The 18,462-nt window shown below is 56.9% G+C and carries 13 protein-coding genes, 1 tRNA gene and 2 pseudogenes; 9 read left to right on the top strand and 7 right to left on the bottom strand.

Annotated elements, in window-relative coordinates; genetic code table 11:
* Positions 1-99: 99 nt before the first annotated feature.
* Entirely contained in the window at positions 100-717 is a 618-nt protein-coding gene (locus IM267_RS00080) for a trimeric intracellular cation channel family protein (protein ID WP_063868767.1), read from the top strand.
* Positions 718-743: 26 nt separating this feature from the next.
* Here the strand turns inward: IM267_RS00080 and IM267_RS00075 are convergent.
* Together IM267_RS00075 and ligB are read right to left on the bottom strand one after the other, a co-directional pair.
* A pseudogene (locus tag IM267_RS00075) lies at positions 744-869 on the bottom strand (hypothetical protein); the annotation flags it as partial.
* A 5-nt stretch (positions 870-874) separates the two neighbouring features.
* Complete coding sequence (ligB, locus tag IM267_RS00070) at positions 875-2,545, bottom strand: NAD-dependent DNA ligase LigB (protein ID WP_193032431.1); 1,671 nt, start codon at positions 2,543-2,545, stop codon at positions 875-877.
* Positions 2,546-2,794: 249 nt separating this feature from the next.
* Here ligB and gmk point away from each other — a divergent pair, with 249 nt between their 5' ends.
* From gmk to recG, 5 genes are read left to right on the top strand one after another with little or no spacing between them, the layout of a single operon-like run.
* Positions 2,795-3,418: a guanylate kinase gene (gene gmk, locus IM267_RS00065; RefSeq protein ID WP_006177710.1), complete on the top strand. Its 624-nt coding sequence runs from the start codon at positions 2,795-2,797 to the stop codon at positions 3,416-3,418.
* A gap of 54 nt (positions 3,419-3,472) precedes the next feature.
* Complete coding sequence (gene rpoZ / locus IM267_RS00060; protein WP_000135058.1) at positions 3,473-3,748, top strand: DNA-directed RNA polymerase subunit omega; 276 nt, start codon at positions 3,473-3,475, stop codon at positions 3,746-3,748.
* 19 nt (positions 3,749-3,767) lie between these two features.
* A complete protein-coding gene (gene spoT / locus IM267_RS00055; protein ID WP_022646616.1) occupies positions 3,768-5,882 on the top strand; it encodes a bifunctional GTP diphosphokinase/guanosine-3',5'-bis pyrophosphate 3'-pyrophosphohydrolase in 2,115 nt (704 codons plus the stop codon).
* Positions 5,883-5,886: 4 nt separating this feature from the next.
* Positions 5,887-6,576, top strand: coding sequence for a tRNA (guanosine(18)-2'-O)-methyltransferase TrmH (gene trmH / locus IM267_RS00050; RefSeq protein WP_193032430.1), 690 nt, complete (start codon positions 5,887-5,889; stop codon positions 6,574-6,576).
* Positions 6,577-6,579: 3 nt separating this feature from the next.
* A complete protein-coding gene (recG, locus tag IM267_RS00045; protein ID WP_193032429.1) occupies positions 6,580-8,661 on the top strand; it encodes an ATP-dependent DNA helicase RecG in 2,082 nt (693 codons plus the stop codon).
* A gap of 3 nt (positions 8,662-8,664) precedes the next feature.
* Here the strand turns inward: recG and gltS are convergent, their stop codons facing one another.
* Positions 8,665-9,867, bottom strand: a complete 1,203-nt coding sequence (gene gltS / locus IM267_RS00040; RefSeq protein WP_006812438.1) for a sodium/glutamate symporter — start codon at positions 9,865-9,867, stop codon at positions 8,665-8,667.
* 225 nt (positions 9,868-10,092) lie between these two features.
* Here gltS and IM267_RS00035 point away from each other — a divergent pair, with 225 nt between their 5' ends.
* Positions 10,093-11,484 carry an NCS2 family protein gene (locus IM267_RS00035; protein ID WP_193032428.1) on the top strand — a complete coding sequence of 464 codons (1,392 nt, stop codon included), beginning with the start codon at positions 10,093-10,095 and terminating at the stop codon, positions 11,482-11,484.
* Positions 11,485-11,603: 119 nt separating this feature from the next.
* Complete coding sequence (locus IM267_RS00030; RefSeq protein WP_193032427.1) at positions 11,604-13,298, top strand: AsmA family protein; 1,695 nt, start codon at positions 11,604-11,606, stop codon at positions 13,296-13,298.
* Between the two features lie 141 nt (positions 13,299-13,439).
* Here the strand turns inward: IM267_RS00030 and yicI are convergent, their stop codons facing one another.
* Complete coding sequence (gene yicI / locus IM267_RS00025) at positions 13,440-15,758, bottom strand: alpha-xylosidase (RefSeq protein WP_193032426.1); 2,319 nt, start codon at positions 15,756-15,758, stop codon at positions 13,440-13,442.
* Between the two features lie 12 nt (positions 15,759-15,770).
* On the bottom strand, positions 15,771-17,162 hold the full coding sequence (locus IM267_RS00020; RefSeq protein WP_193032425.1) for a glycoside-pentoside-hexuronide family transporter: 1,392 nt from the start codon (positions 17,160-17,162) through the stop codon (positions 15,771-15,773).
* A 286-nt stretch (positions 17,163-17,448) separates the two neighbouring features.
* Here IM267_RS00020 and IM267_RS00015 point away from each other — a divergent pair.
* Positions 17,449-17,543: transfer RNA gene (locus IM267_RS00015), tRNA-Sec, on the top strand.
* A gap of 25 nt (positions 17,544-17,568) precedes the next feature.
* Here the strand turns inward: IM267_RS00015 and IM267_RS00010 are convergent.
* On the bottom strand, positions 17,569-18,234 hold the full coding sequence (locus IM267_RS00010; protein ID WP_193032424.1) for a hypothetical protein: 666 nt from the start codon (positions 18,232-18,234) through the stop codon (positions 17,569-17,571).
* Positions 18,231-18,462: pseudogene (locus IM267_RS00005) on the bottom strand (deoxyguanosinetriphosphate triphosphohydrolase); the annotation flags it as partial. The gene IM267_RS00010 and the pseudogene IM267_RS00005, both read right to left, overlap by 4 nt.

The raw sequence follows: 18,462 nt of genomic DNA, 5'->3' as shown, positions 1-18,462 counted from the left end.
TGATAAATTCCTTTAGGGAAAACCACCTCGCCTTAGAAAATCTCAATCGTGATCTCCCGCACAAATCGTTAATCTCCCCTTCTTCATTCCGGAGGTTTTATGCTGCTTCACGTTCTCTATCTCATTGGCATTACCGCAGAAGCCATGACCGGCGCGCTTGCTGCCGGACGTCGCCGTATGGACACCTTCGGCGTGATCATTATTGCCACAGCCACTGCGCTCGGCGGCGGGTCCGTACGCGATATCCTGCTTGGCCATTATCCACTCGGCTGGGTCAAAAACCCTGAGTACGTCATTATCGTGGCAACGGCAGCCGTACTCACCACGATTGTGGCTCCGGTGATGCCTCATCTGCGCCGCTTATTCCTGGTGCTTGATGCGCTTGGGCTGATTGTTTTTTCCATCATTGGTGCGCAAATCGCTCTTGATATGGGTGAAGGTCCGGTTATCGCCACCATTGCGGCGGTGATCACGGGCGTGTTTGGCGGGGTGCTGCGCGATATGTTCTGTAAACGTATCCCGCTGGTTTTCCAGAAGGAACTGTATGCCGGCATCTCCTTTGCCGCCGCAGTGCTGTATGTTGCCTTGCAGCACTATGTCACCAGTCACGATGTGGTGGTTATCTCCACGCTGCTGTTTGGTTTCACCGCGCGCATGCTCGCATTGCGCCTGAAGCTTGGCCTGCCCGTTTTTCATTACAAACACAATGCGCATTAATGTCAGAACGGGCAGGCGCCGGATTATCAGTTACTCGAATAGGTGTAGCCGTAGTGATGATAGCCGTAGCCGTAAGCGTTGCTTGCCCGCTTAATGACGCCGTTCAGGATCACCCCTTTGGTGTTGACGCCGCTCTGCTCCAGACGTTGTACGCAGATTAAAATCCACCAATGTGCTGTGCGGCCAGCCACCTCGCCAGCGCATCAATCTGCGGCTGATGCAGCCAGTCTACGATCTGGCGGGCCTTCTCCTGTCCGGTACCCGGCAGCCTCCGCCACTCCGCTTCGCTTCGTTGAACCAACGCCTGCCAGGAGCGATCCCCTGCCGCCTTCAGCGTTGACCGGGACAACGGTATTCCCATCGCGGCGATCCAGCGGATAAAAGGACGCTCCCGCGCCAGGTTAAACTGATGCCATAGCGCAGCGCCATGCGTTGCCGATATCCCCGGCGTCGCAGCGAGCTGCGCCTGCGTGAGCTGTAGCCAGGAGAAGAGATGCTCAAACCGATGCGCCTGATAGAGGTTACGCCACCCCGACTCGCCCACCCCTTTGATATCTAACGCCTGGCTGGAGCTTAGCCACGTCAGCCGGGCAAAAAATTGCTCCATGCATTCCGGCGAGGCGTAGAAACAGGTTAAGCCGTTATAGTGCGATGAGGGCGGCTGTGGTTTATGGCGATCCACATTGCGCCATACCACCTTATCCAGCCGGGGAATACCTTGACCCGCCAGGCTTACCAGCACCTGATCGCCAGGCGCAATATCCAGCATCTGCCAGCGGTTGACCGACCCCAGGCTCACGCGCTGTACACGTTTATCGTCGAGCATAAGCGGCTCAAGCTGCGCAATCGCCGTGATCCGCCCGGTACGGCCAACGGTAAAATGAATGGCTTTGACTTCCGTCACCTGGGCCACAGGACGATATTTCCACGCGATGACCCAGTTCCCTTCTCCCGGCAGCCACTGCTCACCCGGCGGCTCTGCCGAGGCGCGAACCACAATGCCATCCGTGGCAAAGGGTAACGAAGCCTTAAACCAGGCCGTCCGCTGCGCTTCCACGTCAGCCGCGTTTTTAACCGGCAAGGTATAACGCGCAGTCAGGGTAAAACCGGCCTTTGCCAGCGCGGAAAGGCGTGCTTTCATCATTTTTGGACCATTCGGCCAGGCCCAGATAAAAATGCCTGTCTGCTTCAGCGCTGCGCGATCGGTCGCGCGCATCATCGCTCCCGCCACCTTCGCTCGCGCATTCATACCGCCCATCTGCTGTTGAATATGCCCCTCGCGAAGCAGAAAAAGTTCACCCTGCAATACGCTGTTGGCAAGCGGCCCGGACAGCGTTTGCGGGATAGCGGGGATCATTCGCGCCTGAGCCGTCCACTCTTCCCCCTGCAAACCGTCGCCGCGGCTGATGGCCTGCACCAGCCTGCCGTTTTTGTAGACCAGGGTGACCGCTACGCCATCCACCTTTGGCTGCACCCAGAGATCCTGCTGCGCGGCCATCCAGCGGCTAAGCGCCTGCTGACTATCTGCCTTATGCACGCCGGTATGGGCGAAGGGGTGCTTCACCGTCCCGCTGGCGGCAGGGAGATCGTCGTGCAGCGGCTCATCGTGAAAACAGCGCTGCCACTGTTTTAATCGGGCGTTAAGCCTGTCGTAAACGTCGTCGCTCACCTCGCTGCTGCCCTGCTTCCAGTAAGCATCATTCCAGCGGGCCAGCTGCGCCTTCAGGGCCGCGATCTCCTGCCCGGCCTTCGACGGCGACCAGACCGGGCAGATTGCCATCGCCCCGCTGCTTAAGAAGAACATCAGTATGCTTATCCATCTCACCATTATCATCCCTCCCGGTTTTGCGAAGGGTATACCCCGCCCGGGAGCCGCAGACCAGCGGCAAAAAGGCATATTACGAGCGTGCTTCAGCGCATTGTTTTTGTTGCAGCAAAAGGAGGGTAAAACCTGAAAACGGCACGCAAAATCAATAATCCAGGGGAAAAAGTGTGACAAAGGCTACGTCACACAGCGGCGACGTGTATAATAAGCCCGTATGTAGGACTTCTTCGTTAACACATACAAAAGACTCTCATGGCTCAAGGCACGCTTTATATTGTTTCTGCCCCTAGTGGCGCGGGTAAATCCAGCCTTATTCAGGCACTGTTAAAAACCCAACCGTTGTACGATACGCAGGTTTCTGTTTCTCACACCACGCGGGCGCCGCGTCCGGGTGAAGTGCACGGTGAACACTATTTCTTTGTGAATCACGATGAATTCAGGGCGATGATTGGCAGAGACGCGTTTCTTGAACACGCTGAAGTTTTCGGTAACTACTACGGAACCTCGCGTGAAACCATTGAGCAGGTTCTGGCGACCGGCGTGAACGTGTTCCTGGATATCGACTGGCAGGGCGCGCAGCAAATTCGCAAGAAAATGCCTGATTCGCGCAGTATCTTTATTTTACCGCCATCGAAAGATGAGCTGGATCGCCGCCTGCGTGGCCGCGGCCAGGACAGCGAAGAAGTTATCGCAAAGCGTATGGCGCAGGCTGTTGCAGAAATGAGCCATTACGCGGAATATGATTACCTTATTGTGAATGATGATTTTGATGCCGCGCTAAGCGATCTCAAAACTATCCTTCGCGCAGAACGTCTGCGTATGAGCCGCCAGAAGCAGCGACATGACGCATTAATCACCAAACTGTTGGCAGACTGAACCCACTTTCAGTATCATGCCCAGTCATTTCTTCACCTGTGGAGCATTTTAAGTATGGCACGCGTAACTGTTCAGGACGCTGTAGAGAAAATTGGTAACCGTTTTGACCTGGTGCTGGTCGCCGCGCGTCGCGCTCGTCAGATGCAGGTAGGCGGTAAAGATCCGCTGGTACCGGAAGAAAACGATAAAACCACCGTTATTGCACTTCGCGAAATCGAAGAAGGTCTGATCAACAACCAGATCCTCGACGTGCGTGAGCGCCAGGAGCAGCAAGAGCAGGAAGCCGCTGAATTACAAGCTGTTACCGCTATTGCTGAAGGTCGTCGTTAATTAAACCTGCGGGTCGCCCTTGTATCTGTTTGAAAGCCTGAATCAACTGATTCAAACCTACCTGCCTGAAGACCAGATTAAACGTCTTCAGCAGGCGTATCTCGTTGCACGTGACGCTCACGAGGGCCAGACACGTTCAAGCGGTGAACCTTACATCACGCACCCGGTAGCGGTAGCCTGTATTCTGGCCGAGATGAAACTCGACTACGAAACGCTGATGGCCGCCCTGCTGCATGACGTGATCGAAGATACCCCTGCCACCTACCAGGATATGGAACAGCTATTTGGCAAAAGCGTTGCCGAGCTGGTGGAAGGGGTCTCTAAGCTTGATAAGCTGAAATTCCGCGACAAGAAAGAGGCGCAAGCCGAAAACTTTCGCAAGATGATCATGGCGATGGTGCAGGATATCCGCGTCATTCTCATCAAACTTGCTGACCGCACCCACAATATGCGCACGCTGGGCTCACTTCGCCCGGATAAACGTCGCCGCATCGCCCGTGAAACCCTCGAAATCTACAGTCCGCTGGCGCACCGTTTAGGTATACATCACATTAAAACCGAGCTGGAAGAGCTGGGTTTTGAGGCGTTGTACCCGAACCGCTATCGCGTGATTAAAGAGGTGGTGAAAGCCGCTCGCGGCAACCGTAAAGAGATGATTCAAAAGATCCTCTCTGAAATCGAAGGGCGTTTGCAGGAAGCCGGTATACCGTGCCGCGTGAGCGGTCGCGAAAAGCATTTGTACTCTATCTACTGCAAAATGGTGCTTAAAGAGCAGCGTTTTCACTCAATCATGGATATTTACGCGTTTCGCGTGATCGTCCATGACTCAGACACCTGCTATCGCGTGCTGGGGCAGATGCACAGCCTGTACAAGCCACGTCCGGGGCGCGTCAAAGATTACATTGCCATTCCAAAAGCGAACGGATATCAATCTTTGCACACCTCCATGATTGGCCCGCACGGTGTCCCTGTTGAGGTACAAATTCGTACCGAAGACATGGATCAAATGGCAGAGATGGGTGTCGCGGCGCACTGGGCCTATAAAGAGCACGGTGGCGAAAGCAGCACTACCGCGCAAATCCGCGCCCAGCGCTGGATGCAGAGCCTGCTGGAGCTGCAACAGAGTGCAGGTAGCTCGTTTGAATTTATCGAGAGCGTTAAATCCGATCTCTTCCCGGATGAGATTTACGTTTTCACGCCGGAAGGGCGCATTGTAGAACTGCCTGCGGGCGCGACACCGGTCGACTTCGCGTACGCCGTGCATACCGATATCGGCCATGCCTGCGTAGGTGCCCGCGTCGACAGGCAGCCTTACCCGCTCTCCCAGCCACTCTTTAGCGGACAGACGGTAGAAATTATTACCGCGCCGGGCGCACGGCCTAATGCCGCCTGGCTGAACTTTGTCGTGAGCTCAAAAGCGCGCGCAAAAATCCGCCAGCTGCTGAAAAACCTCAAGCGCGACGACTCCGTCAGCCTGGGGCGCCGTCTGCTCAATCACGCGCTAGGTGGCAGCCGCAAACTGGCTGAAATCCCGCCAGAGAACATTCAGCATGAGCTGGAGCGTATGAAGCTCGCCTCGCTGGATGACCTGCTGGCTGAGATTGGCCTCGGCAACGCCATGAGCGTGGTCGTGGCGAAGAACCTGCAACAGGGCGAAACGACAGCCGTTCCAGCTAACGCACAAAATCATGGTCACCTGCCGATCAAAGGCGCTGATGGGGTGCTCATCACCTTCGCCAAATGCTGCCGTCCCATCCCGGGGGACCCGATTATTGCGCACGTCAGCCCAGGTAAAGGGCTGGTGATCCACCACGAATCCTGCCGTAACATCCGTGGCTACCAGAAAGAGCCTGAGAAGTTCATGGCGGTCGAGTGGGATAAAGAGACAGCGCAGGAATTTATTACTGAAATCAAGGTGGATATGTTTAACCACCAGGGTGCACTGGCGAACCTGACGGCAGCAATCAACACGGCCTCGTCCAACATTCAGAGCCTGAATACGGAAGAAAAAGATGGCCGCGTTTACAGCGCCTTTATTCGCCTGACCGCCCGTGACCGCGTGCATCTGGCGAATATTATGCGCAAGATCCGCGTGATGCCGGACGTCATTAAAGTCACCCGAAACCGAAACTAGCATTATGAATTCAAAACGTTACGAGCGAATCTGCGAAATGCTCGCCAGGCGTCAGCCTGATCTGACGGTCTGCATGGAGCAGGTCCATAAACCTCATAACGTCTCTGCTATCGTTCGCACCGCAGATGCCGTCGGCGTGCATGAAGTACACGCCGTCTGGCCGGGCGCGCGTATGCGTACCATGGCCTCCACCGCCGCAGGCAGCAACAGCTGGGTCTCCGTTAAAACGCACCAGAGCATTGGTGAAGCGGTCTCGCACCTGAAAGGGCGTGGTATGCAGGTTCTGGCAACCAACCTCTCTGCTAAAGCCGTGGATTTCCGTGAGATCGACTATACCCGTCCAACCTGTATTTTAATGGGCCAGGAGAAAACGGGGATCACGCAGGAAGCTCTGGAACTGGCCGATCGGGACATCATCATTCCGATGATCGGCATGGTCCAGTCGCTCAACGTGTCGGTCGCCTCTGCGCTGATTTTGTACGAAGCGCAGCGCCAGCGTCAGAACGCCGGAATGTACGAGCGCAGCAACAGCATGCTGCCGGAAGATGAGCAGCAGCGCCTGCTGTTTGAAGGTGGCTATCCGGTGCTGGCTCGCGTTGCGAAGCAGAAGAATTTGCCTTACCCCCACGTCAACGCGCAGGGCGAAATTGAAGCCGATGCCGAGTGGTGGTCCACCATGCAGTACGCAGGGTAAAAGATGAAAGGCCGCCTGCTGGACGCCATACCGCTCAACAGCCTGACGGGCGTGGGTGCGGCACAAAGCAGTAAACTGGCCAAAATTGGCCTGCACACCGTGCAGGATCTCCTGCTCCACCTCCCCCTGCGTTACGAAGACCGCACCCAGCTTTATAAGATTGGCGATCTGCTGCCTGCCATCTACGCCACCGTTGAAGGGGAAGTGCTGAACTGCAACATCACCTTTGGCGGACGCAGGATGATGACCTGCCAGATCAGCGACGGGACCGGTATTCTTACCCTGCGCTTTTTCAACTTCAGCGCGGCGATGAAAAACAGCCTTGCCACCGGACGACGTGTGCTCGCGTACGGCGAAGCGAAACGTGGCAAATACGGCGCGGAGATGATCCACCCGGAATACCGCGTGCAGGGCGATCTTAGCTCACCTGAGCTACAGGAGACGCTCACGCCGGTCTATCCGACCACCGAGGGTATCAAGCAGGCAACGCTGCGCAAGCTCACCGACCAGGCGCTGGAGCTGCTCGATACCTGCGCCATTAACGAGCTGCTGCCACCGGAGCTGGCGCAGGGCATGATGAGCCTGCCGGAGGCGTTGCGCACCCTGCACCGTCCACCGCCAACGCTTCAGCTTATTGATTTAGAAAGCGGTAAACACCCCGCCCAACGGCGTCTTATCCTTGAGGAATTACTGGCTCATAACCTGAGCATGCTGGCACTGCGCGCAGGTGCGCAGCGCTTCCACGCGCAGCCATTAAGCCAGCGCGATGAACTCAAAGATAAGCTGCTGGCCTCACTCCCGTTTAAACCCACCGGCGCACAGGCGCGGGTCACCGCCGAGATCGAACGCGATATGGCGCTTGATGTGCCGATGATGCGTCTGGTGCAGGGCGATGTCGGTTCCGGTAAAACGCTGGTCGCCGCGCTGGCCGCGTTACGCGCCATCGCCCACGGCAAGCAGGTGGCGCTAATGGCGCCGACGGAACTGCTGGCCGAACAGCATGCCAACAATTTCCGTAACTGGTTCGCCCCGCTGGGCATCGAAGTGGGCTGGCTGGCCGGAAAGCAAAAAGGCAAAGCGCGTCTTGCGCAACAGGAGGCCATTGCCAGCGGGCAGGTGCAGATGATTGTCGGCACACACGCTATTTTCCAGGAACAGGTGCAGTTTAACGGCCTGGCGTTGGTCATTATCGACGAACAGCACCGCTTTGGTGTGCATCAGCGTCTGGCGCTGTGGGAGAAAGGCCTGCAACAGGGCTTCCATCCGCATCAGCTGATCATGACCGCCACGCCTATCCCGCGCACCCTGGCGATGACGGCCTATGCCGATCTGGATACCTCCACTATCGACGAACTGCCGCCGGGCCGTACGCCGGTGACCACGGTCGCCATTCCGGACACGCGCCGCAGCGACATTATTGACCGTGTGCGCAACGCCTGCACGCAGGAAGGCCGCCAGGCTTACTGGGTCTGTACCCTGATTGAAGAGTCTGAGCTGCTGGAAGCCCAGGCTGCCGAAGCCACGTGGGAAGAGCTGAAACTCGCCCTGCCGGAGCTGAACGTTGGTCTGGTGCACGGGCGCATGAAGCCCGCCGAGAAGCAGGCGGTGATGCAGTCGTTCAAGCAGGGCGAGCTGCATTTGTTGGTCGCCACGACGGTCATTGAAGTGGGCGTGGACGTGCCAAACTCCAGCCTGATGATTATTGAGAACCCGGAGCGCCTGGGTCTTGCGCAGCTCCACCAGCTGCGAGGCCGCGTGGGCCGTGGCGCAGTCGCCTCTCACTGCGTGCTGCTCTACAAAGCCCCGCTGTCGAAAACCGCGCAGATGCGGTTGCAGGTCTTACGCGACAGCAATGACGGCTTCGTCATTGCGCAAAAAGATCTGGAGATCCGCGGCCCGGGCGAACTGCTGGGCACGCGTCAGACGGGTAACGCCGAATTTAAAGTGGCGGATTTGCTGCGCGATCAGGCCATGATCCCCGAAGTACAACGCCTTGCGCGCCATATTCATGAACGCTACCCCGAACAGGCGGCAGCGTTGATTGAACGCTGGATGCCGGAAACCGAGCGGTATTCCAACGCCTGACGGTCAGCCAAACATCGGCAGCATCAGGTAGAGCTTAATCACCAGCGCGTTGACGATATCAATGAAGAATGCGCCCACCATCGGCACCACCAGGAACGCCATGTGCGACGGGCCGAACCGTTCGGTGATCGCCTGCATGTTGGCGATGGCCGTTGGCGTTGCCCCCAGTCCAAACCCGCAGTGTCCTGCCGCCAGCACCGCCGCATCGTAGTTTTTGCCCATCATCCGCCAGGTGACAAAGATGGCATACAGCGCCATAAACACGGCCTGCACCGCCAGAATCGCCACCATCGGCAGCGCCAGCGAGGCGAGTTCCCACAGCTTGAGGCTCATCAGCGCCATCGCCAGGAACAGCGACAGGCTGACGTTCCCGAGCACGGACACCGCGCGTTCAAAGACGCGGTAGAAGCCCATCTGCGCCAGACCGTTACTCAGGATCACCCCGATAAACAGCACGCAGACAAAGGTAGGCAGTTCGAACGCCGTTCCCGCCAGCCATTGCGCAACGATTTTGCCCACGGTGAGGCAGATGGCAATCATGGCGATGGTTTCAATCATCACCAGCGAGGTGATGCTGCGGCCAACGTCCGGTTTTTCAAACGCGGTCGGGACCATTTCATCGTCTGGTCTGCCTTCCGGCGTGGTGGAGTGTTTCACCAGATAGCGCGCCACCGGGCCACCAATCAGGCCGCCAAGCACCAGACCAAAGGTCGCGCAGGCCATCGCCACTTCCGTTGCGTTTTCAAAGCCATAGCGTTCGATAAACAGCTTGCTCCACGCCGCGCCCGTTCCGTGGCCGCCTGAGAGGGTAATCGACCCCGCCAGCAGGCCCATCAGCGGATCCAGCCCCAGCAGCGACGCCATACCGATGCCGATGGCGTTTTGCATCAGCAGCAGGCCCACCACGACAATCAGAAAAACGCCCAGCACCTTGCCGCCTGAACGCAGGCTTGCCAGGTTGGCGTTCAGGCCGATAGTGGCAAAGAAGGCCAGCATCAGCGGATCTTTCAGGGACATATCAAAATCGATTTCCCAGCCCATGCTTTTTTTCAGCACCAGCAGGGCCAGCGCCACCAGCAATCCACCGGCGACGGGTTCAGGAATGGTGTACTTTTTCAGAAAGGAAACACTGTGTACCAGCTTGCGACCAAGCAGAAGAACCAGCGTTGCGGCAACAAGGGTCGACAACGTATCGAGATGAATCATAGAAGGCTCCTGTTATGCGCGTGTTCCATACACACGCGGCGTTATCCTGGGCCGGGTGATGCTCGTCATGAGCCGCCGGCGCGAAAAGTGTAATTTTTTTTTCCTGTTGGTTGTAGAAAACCTGCTCACACCGGCAGATTTTCTCTCTTTTTTTTGCTGGCAATCGTTTGCTTTTACCAGGTCGTCAGCTAAAATGCCCGCTTTTCCACCGTGGGATTGCCGCCGATGTCTGTTAACACTCTGGAGTCTTCTGATGCGCAACCGATTGCGCAGAAGCAAAACAGCGAACTGATTTACCGCCTTGAAGATCGTCCCCCGCTGCCTCAAACCCTCTTTGCCGCCTGTCAGCACCTGCTGGCGATGTTCGTGGCGGTCATCACGCCGGCGCTGCTGATTTGCCAGGCGCTGGGGCTACCGGCAAAGGATACGCAGCACATCATCAGTATGTCTCTGTTCGCCTCCGGCGTGGCCTCCATCATTCAAATTAAAGCCTGGGGTCCGGTGGGATCGGGCTTGCTGTCGATTCAGGGCACCAGCTTTAACTTTGTGGCACCGCTGATCATGGGCGGTACGGCGCTGAAAACCGGCGGCGCGGACGTGCCGACCATGATGGCGGCGCTTTTTGGAACCCTGATGCTGGCAAGCTGCACGGAGATGATTATCTCCCGCGTTCTGCACCTGGCGCGCCGGGTGATCACCCCGCTGGTCTCCGGCGTGGTGGTGATGATTATCGGCCTGTCGCTGATTCAGGTAGGCCTGACCTCCATCGGGGGCGGCTACGCGGCAATGAGCGACCATACCTTTGGCGCCCCGAAAAACCTGCTGCTGGCAGGCGTGGTGCTGGCGATCATTATTCTGCTCAACCGCCAGCGTAACCCGTACCTGCGCGTTGCATCACTGGTGATCGCCATGGCGGCCGGTTACCTGCTGGCGTGGGCGCTGGGTATGCTGCCGGAAAACACCGCGCCGACCAACAGCGCGCTGATTACCGTGCCAACGCCGCTCTACTACGGCCTGGGCATCGACTGGAGTCTGCTGCTGCCGCTGATGCTGGTCTTTATGATCACCTCGCTGGAAACCATCGGCGATATCACCGCCACCTCCGACGTTTCCGAGCAGCCGGTCTCTGGCCCGCTGTACATGAAACGCCTCAAAGGCGGCGTGCTGGCAAACGGGATGAACTCGTTTGTCTCGGCGGTATTCAACACTTTCCCGAACTCCTGCTTTGGCCAGAACAACGGCGTGATCCAGCTGACCGGCGTGGCCAGCCGCTACGTGGGCTTCGTGGTGGCGCTGATGCTGGTCGTCCTCGGGCTGTTCCCGGCAGTGAGCGGGTTTGTGCAGCACATTCCTGAGCCGGTACTGGGCGGCGCGACGCTGGTCATGTTTGGCACCATTGCCGCCTCCGGCGTGCGTATCGTCTCCCGCGAGTCGCTGAACCGCCGCGCAATCATGATTATCGCGCTGTCGCTCGCCGTGGGTCTGGGCGTCTCCCAGCAGCCGATGATTTTGCAGTTTGCTCCGGACTGGGTGAAAAACCTGCTCTCTTCCGGCATCGCCGCGGGCGGTATTACCGCTATCGTGCTGAACCTCGTTTTTCCGCCTGAAAAGAACTGATCTCCCTCACGGCAGGCTGTCAATGCCTGCCGTGACACCTCTTTACACCATTCCCGCCTTGAGCATTGCGCATAAATCGTGCATAACACCTTTATGTACGTTTCGCGGGAAGGAAGACCATGAAATTTATTGGAAAGCTGCTCATCTATCTTCTGGTAGCCCTGCTCATCGTAGTGCTCGCCTTTTATTTTCTGCTCCAGACCCGCTGGGGCGCATCGCAGGTCAGCAGCTGGATCACGGTGAATACCGATTACGAGCTCAACTTTGACCTGATGGATCACCGATTTTCATCCCCTTCTCACATCCTTCTGGAAAACGTCACCTTCGGACGAGATGGCAAACCGGCCACGCTGGTCGCTAAAAAGGTGGATATCGGCTTAAGCAGTCGCCAAATCACCGACCCGCTGCACGTAGACGCCATCACCCTGTCCGACGGCACGCTGAACTTATCGCCGCAGACGGCGCCGCTGCCGTTCCAGGCCGACCGTCTGCAACTGAATAACATGGCCTTTAACAGCCCGAACACGGCGTGGGATCTCAGCGCACAAAAGGTCACGGGCGGCGTCAGCCCGTGGCAGCCCGAGGCGGGTAACGTGCTGGGGAAAAACGCGCGCATTCAGATGAGCGCCGGCTCGCTCACGCTCAACGGCATACCGGCGAATAACGTGCTGATTCAGGGGCAGCTGAACGGCAATGAGGTGGTGCTTAACACCATCGGCGCCGATATGGGGCGCGGCTCCCTGACGGGCTCTGCCCAGCGTAATGCCGATGGCAGCTGGGTGATTGATACCCTGCGTCTGAATGAGATCCGCTTGCAGAGCGACAAATCGCTGCTGGATTTCTTCGCCCCAATCGTCACCCTGCCTTCGTTACAGATTGGGCGGCTGGACGTGACCGATGCCCGTCTACAGGGGCCTGACTGGGCGGTAACCGACCTCGATCTCAGCCTGCGTAACCTCACCCTGAGTAAAGGTGACTGGCAGAGCCAGGAGGGACGGTTATCCATGAACGCCAGCGAGTTTATTTACGGCTCGCTGCATCTGTTTGATCCCATCCTGAACGCGGAATTCTCGCCTCAGGGCATTGCGCTGCGTCAGTTCACCTCCCGCTGGGAAGGGGGCATGGTGCGCACCTCCGGCAACTGGCTGCGCGAGGGTCAGGCGCTGGTGCTGGATGACGTTGCCATTGCCGGGCTGGAATATACGCTTCCGGAAAACTGGAAAACGCTGTGGATGGATCCGCTCCCGGCATGGCTGAACAGCGTGACGCTGAAAAAATTTGGCCTGAGCCGCAACCTGGTGATCGACATCGATCCTGCCTTCCCGTGGCAGATCACCTCCCTTGACGGCTATGGCGCAAATCTGCGGCTGGCGAAAGATCGCAAATGGGGCATATGGGGCGGTAACGCAACCCTGAACGGCGCGGCAGCAACCTTTAACCGCGTCGACGTGCGACGCCCGTCGCTGGCGCTGAACGCCAACGCCGCGACGGTAAATATTACCGACCTGAGCGCCTTTACCGAGAAAGGGATCCTGGAAGCGACCGCCACCGTGTCACAGCTGCCCCAGCGGCAAACCACCGTGAGCCTGAACGGGCGCGGCGTACCGCTCAACGTATTGCAGCAATGGGGCTGGCCAGCGCTGCCGATTGCGGGGGACGGCAATATTCAGCTCACCGCCAGCGGCAGCGTGCAGGCGAATGCGCCACTGAAGCCGACGGTGAATGGGAAGCTGAGCGCGGTAAATATGGATAAACAGCAGGTGCAGCAGACGATGACCGGCGGCGTGGTGTCGGCGGTGGCTCCGGCACAGTAAAAAGCCGGGTGGCGGCTTCGCCTTACCCGGCCTACGAGGTTTTGGTTCCCTCTCCCACGGGAAGAGGGTTTGGGTGAGGGCATCAAACATCATAATTACCGTAGGCCCGGTAAGCGAAGCGCCACCGGGCATTTTTACGGCTCAGAGGTGAACCACCACCTCATCCCCCTCCGCTTTCACCACCACGCCCCACTCGCTGCCCGCGTGCGAGCCGCCCTTCACGCCGCCGACCTTCTGCACGTTGCGCAAGCAGACGGACCAGTTACGCGCCTCGCCTGCGCCCGTAAAGGTGACGATGTCGCCCTGACGTGACGCCTTCAGCGTAAACATCACCGAGCCGTCCGCGGCCGGCACCTCGCTCACCGCCGTTGCGCCATCGCTCAGGTTAAAGAGCTGGAAGGCTGTCTCCTCGTGCCACGCGTATTCCGGCTTCTGGTTATTGTTACCCAGCGCCAGCAGCGTGTTATCGCGCACGTAGACCGGCAGGCTCATAAAATCGTGCTGCTGCTTATGCCAGCGGCTGCCCGCGATCTCGTCGTTGTGCCACAGATGGGTCCAGCGGCCTTCCGGCAGGTAGAACTGCACGTCGCCCGCCTCGGAGAAGACTGGCGCGACCATCAGGGCATCCCCCAGCATGTACTGACGGTCGAGGTAATCGCACGCCGGATCGTCCGGGAACTCCAGCATCATCGCGCGCAGCATCGGCGTGCCGAAGTCGCGGGCCAGCGCCGCCTGACGGTACAGGTACGGCATCAGCTGACATTTCAGCTGCGTGAAGTGGCGCACCACGTCGCAGGACTCATCATCGTACGCCCACGGCACACGGTAGGATTTGCTGCCGTGCAGGCGGCTGTGGCTGGAGAACAGCCCGAACGCGCACCAGCGTTTATAGACGTGCGCCGGAGCGGTGTTTTCGAACCCGCCGATATCGTGACTCCAGAACCCGAAGCCGGACAGGCCAATCGACAGCCCGCCGCGCAGGCTTTCCGCCATCGACTCATAGTTGGCGTAGCAGTCGCCACCCCAGTGTACCGGGAACTGTTGCGCCCCGACGGAGGCAGAACGGGCAAACAGCACCGCCTCTTCTTCACCCACCGTCTCTTTCAGCACGTTCCACACCAGATCGTTATAAATGTAGGCGTAGTGGTTGTGCATCTTCTGCGGATCGGACCCGTCGAACCACTGGACGTCCGTCGGGATGCGCTCGCCGAAGTCGGTCTTGAAGCAGTCGACGCCGATATCCACCAGGCCTTTCAGCTTGTCGGCATACCACCGGCACGCGTCCGGATTGGTGAAGTCATAAATCGCCAGCCCCGGCTGCCATTTGTCCCACTGCCACAGGGAGCCGTCCGGACGCTTGAGCAGGTAGCCCTTCTCTTTCAGCTCCCGGAAGATCGGCGACTTCTGGCCGATGTATGGGTTGATCCACACGCAGACCTTCAGCCCTTTCTCTTTCAGGCGACGGATCATCCCTTCCGGGTCCGGGAAGGTTACCGGGTCCCACTCAAAATCACACCACTGGAAGGCCTTCATCCAGAAGCAGTCGAAGTGGAACACGTGCAGCGGCAGGTCGCGCTCAGCCATACCGTCGATAAAGCTGTTGACCGTCGCTTCATCGTAGTTGGTGGTGAACGACGTGGTCAGCCACAGGCCGAACGACCACGCAGGCGGCAGCGCCGGACGCCCGGTGAACTGCGTATAGCGGTTGAGCACCGCTTTCGGCGTCGGGCCGTCGATCACGAAATACTCCAGATACTCCCCTTCCACGCTGAACTGCACTTTGGAGACTTTTTCAGAGCCGACTTCAAACGAGACGTTTTCCGGGTGATTCACCAGCACGCCGTAGCCGCGGTTGGTCAGGTAGAATGGGATATTTTTGTAGGACTGCTCGGTGCTGGTGCCACCGTCGCGGTTCCAGGTTTCGACCGTCTGGCCGTTGCGCACCAGGGCGGTAAAGCGCTCGCCCAGGCCGTAGACCGTTTCCCCTACGCCGAGATCCAGCCGCTCGAACACGTAATTGCGGTCGGTGTTGGTATCCTGCACGTAACCGTTGTTTTTCAACTGGCTGCCAGTAATGCGCTGGCCGTTGCGCAGGAAATCCAGCGCCCAGAACTCGCCTTTGGTGACGCGCACGCTGACGCTGCCGCTTTTCAGCTCGGCAAAGTCGGCGTTGTTTTCAATCTCGACCTTCACGTCTTTCAGAACGTTCAGCGGATAATGCGGGCCGTTATTCAGCGCACCCTGGAAATGCTCAATGCGCACCCCGACAATCCCTTCCTGCGGAGCAAACAGGCGCACCGTGAACATCAACGTGTCGAGTTGCCAGGTGCGTTCGCGCACGTCACGCGGCGCCACATACACCACCAGGTCATTGCCCTGCTGCTCCACGTCGAACACCTGAACCGGATACGTCACGTTCAGGCCCGGTTGAATAAGCCAGTTTCCATCACTGATTTTCATGCTTTCGTCCTCTTAGTTCTGCAATTCTTTGCTGACCGGCAGGTTTTCAAAATCCTGCTGATTGCGGCGCGCGCCCTGCGCCAGCTCGCTCAGGATTTTGGTCAGGAAGGGGGTTTTCAGCGTGTAGTAGCGTTTGGCGATGATGGCGCTCAGCACGTAGCAGATCGCCGGCGCCAGCGTAAACAGGCCGATAATGATGCTGATGGTCGCGCTGTTCTGGGTTTTGGCCGCCGCGTCGTAGCCGCCGCCTGCCAGCATCCAGCCAATCATCGCCCCGCCCAGCGCCAGGCCGAGCTTCAGCACGAACAGCGTGCCCGCAAAGCTGATGCCGGTCAGGCGTTTGCCGTTGGTCCATTCGCCGTAGTCGACGGTATCGGACATCATCACCCACTGAATTGGCGTCACCAGCTGGTGCAGCACGCCGATGACAAAGATAAAGGCGAACATCAGCACGGTGGCATGCATCGGCACGAAGAACATCGCCACGCTGACCACCGCCAGCGCGGCGTTGGTCCACCAGAAGATGCTGACCTTGCACTTCCAGTCGGTGAGCGGTTTCGCCAGCGCGGAGCCAATCAGGTTGCCGACGCAGTAGGTGGTGAGGAACGCGACGAACACTTCCGGCGAGCCCATGATCCAGGTGCAGTAGTACATCATCGCGCCGCCGCGCACGCAGACGGCGAGAATGTTGAGGATGGTCAGCACGCCGACGATGCGCCACTGGTCGTTTTGCCAGATATCGCGCAGGTCTTCCCGCATGGAGGTGGTGCTTGGCGGCACCTGGATGCGCTCTTTGGTAGTAAAGAAGCAGAACGCCAGCATCAGGAACGCGACCACCGACAGCACGGCGATCCCGCCCTGGAAGCCGAACGCCTTATCGTCGCCGCCGATCAGGTTCACCAGCGGCATCATCAGCACCGTGGAGAGCATGCCGCCCGCCGTCGCCAGCACAAAGCGCCAGGACTGAAGGGAGATACGCTGCGTCGGGTCGTTGGTGATCACCCCGCCCAGCGCGCAGTACGGGATGTTGACGACGGTATAAAGCAGGGTCAGCAGCGTGTAGGTGATAGCGGCGTAAACCATTTTGCCGTTGAGGCTGAGGTCCGGCGTGGTGTAGGCCAGCACGCAGACGATGCCGAACGGGATAGCACCGAATAAAATCCACGGGCGGAACTTGCCCCAGCGGCTGCGGGTGCGGTCGGCGATCAGCCCCATGCACGGGTCGGAGATCGCATCCAGCGCGCGCGCCAGCAGGAACATGGTGCCGACAAACCCGGCGGGAATACCAAAAATATCGGTGTAGAAAAACATCATATAAAGCATGACGTTATCGAAAATGATGTGGCTGGCGGCGTCTCCCATGCCGTAGCCAATCTTCTCTTTTACTGACAGGACTTCGCTCATCTTTTTATCCTTCACGCTGTAGGGGGCGCTGAGACCGGTTACCGTTTTTTAAACCATTGTTTCAGTAGCGGGTATTGCGTTTTCTGGTTAGCAGATTACGTTTCTTGTTTTTTGTGATCGGGATAAAGGTTGGTGAGCACAAAATGCTAACCTGAGGATTTTCTTAAGAATTAGCTGAAACAGGGGGGTTAAGGTCAAAAGAGCGGTGAAAAAAGTGGTGTGGGGTATGTGGTAAATGCCTGAAAGTAGCTATAATGCGCCCGCCTCCATGTAGCAATGCAGGCGCGGAAGATCGTCATCTCCGGTGAGGTGGCTGGACTTCAAATCCAGTTGGGGGCGCCAGCGTTCCCGGGCAGGTTCGACTCCTGTGATCTTCCGCCAAAATTTCAGCAATGAATTGCAATTGCTATCTCAGCCAACTCTTTTCGAACATATCGCCGCCTCGGCTTTCGTAAAATCCATTTGGGGTCAATATGCCAATATGTGTTGGGTATTTTTTATACTGAGAGGTATTTTTACTCCATCTCAAAGACGAATATCCTGCTAAAATCCTATGCCCTATCCATCTATCATCAATTATCTTTGATGATCCAGGAATGTTAATAAGCAACAGGCTTCCCATGAATTTAATCCAATCAGATTCACTCAGCAATTTATTACCATAAGCATGATAAGATCTTCCACTACTATATATCTGAAAATTCATACCCCAGAGAGAGCAAAATTCTTTGAATGCTGATTCAAGTAATTTGCTATCTTTACCACCAAAATCGATTAAAGGGAGGTGTAACGTTGAATTTAAAGTTTGGATGTTAGAATTCAGAGACAGCTCTTGTGTATCATCCAAATCCATTAACATATCAAATAGGCTAGATTTATCTAAGTTATATAAAGGTAAATCAAAAACTTCTCTTTCGTCTTTGAAAGATTGTGGATAATATCTGTATCGGCTAAAGCTTAAAATTGTATCAGATGTCAAGATTCCCCAATCATAGTAAGATTTTAACAAATCATAAACCCATAAAATTGGATGCCTATTTATTTTCATATGCCCATAATGATAGGTATTCATTTGATATTTATACCTTTAAGAAGTTGATACATATCCATTGAAAACTGATCTGTCATTCCAGATACAAAATCCACAATGAGATGTACTCTTAAATGCCATTCAGCTTCTTTGCTAAGAGAATCATATTTATCAGAGAAATAACTATCAGACCAGTTCTTATCTTTAATTGAAATTTCAGCAACAGCTGTTTTATAAGCGTTTAAATGTTTATCGGGTAATCTATTAAAG

It is taken from the genome of Enterobacter cloacae complex sp. P15RS, assembly GCF_014895905.1.
In the GTDB taxonomy this organism is placed as follows: domain Bacteria; phylum Pseudomonadota; class Gammaproteobacteria; order Enterobacterales; family Enterobacteriaceae; genus Enterobacter; species Enterobacter quasihormaechei.
Note: the sequence above shows the minus strand (reverse complement) of the source record. Positions and strands in the feature narration are given on the sequence as shown.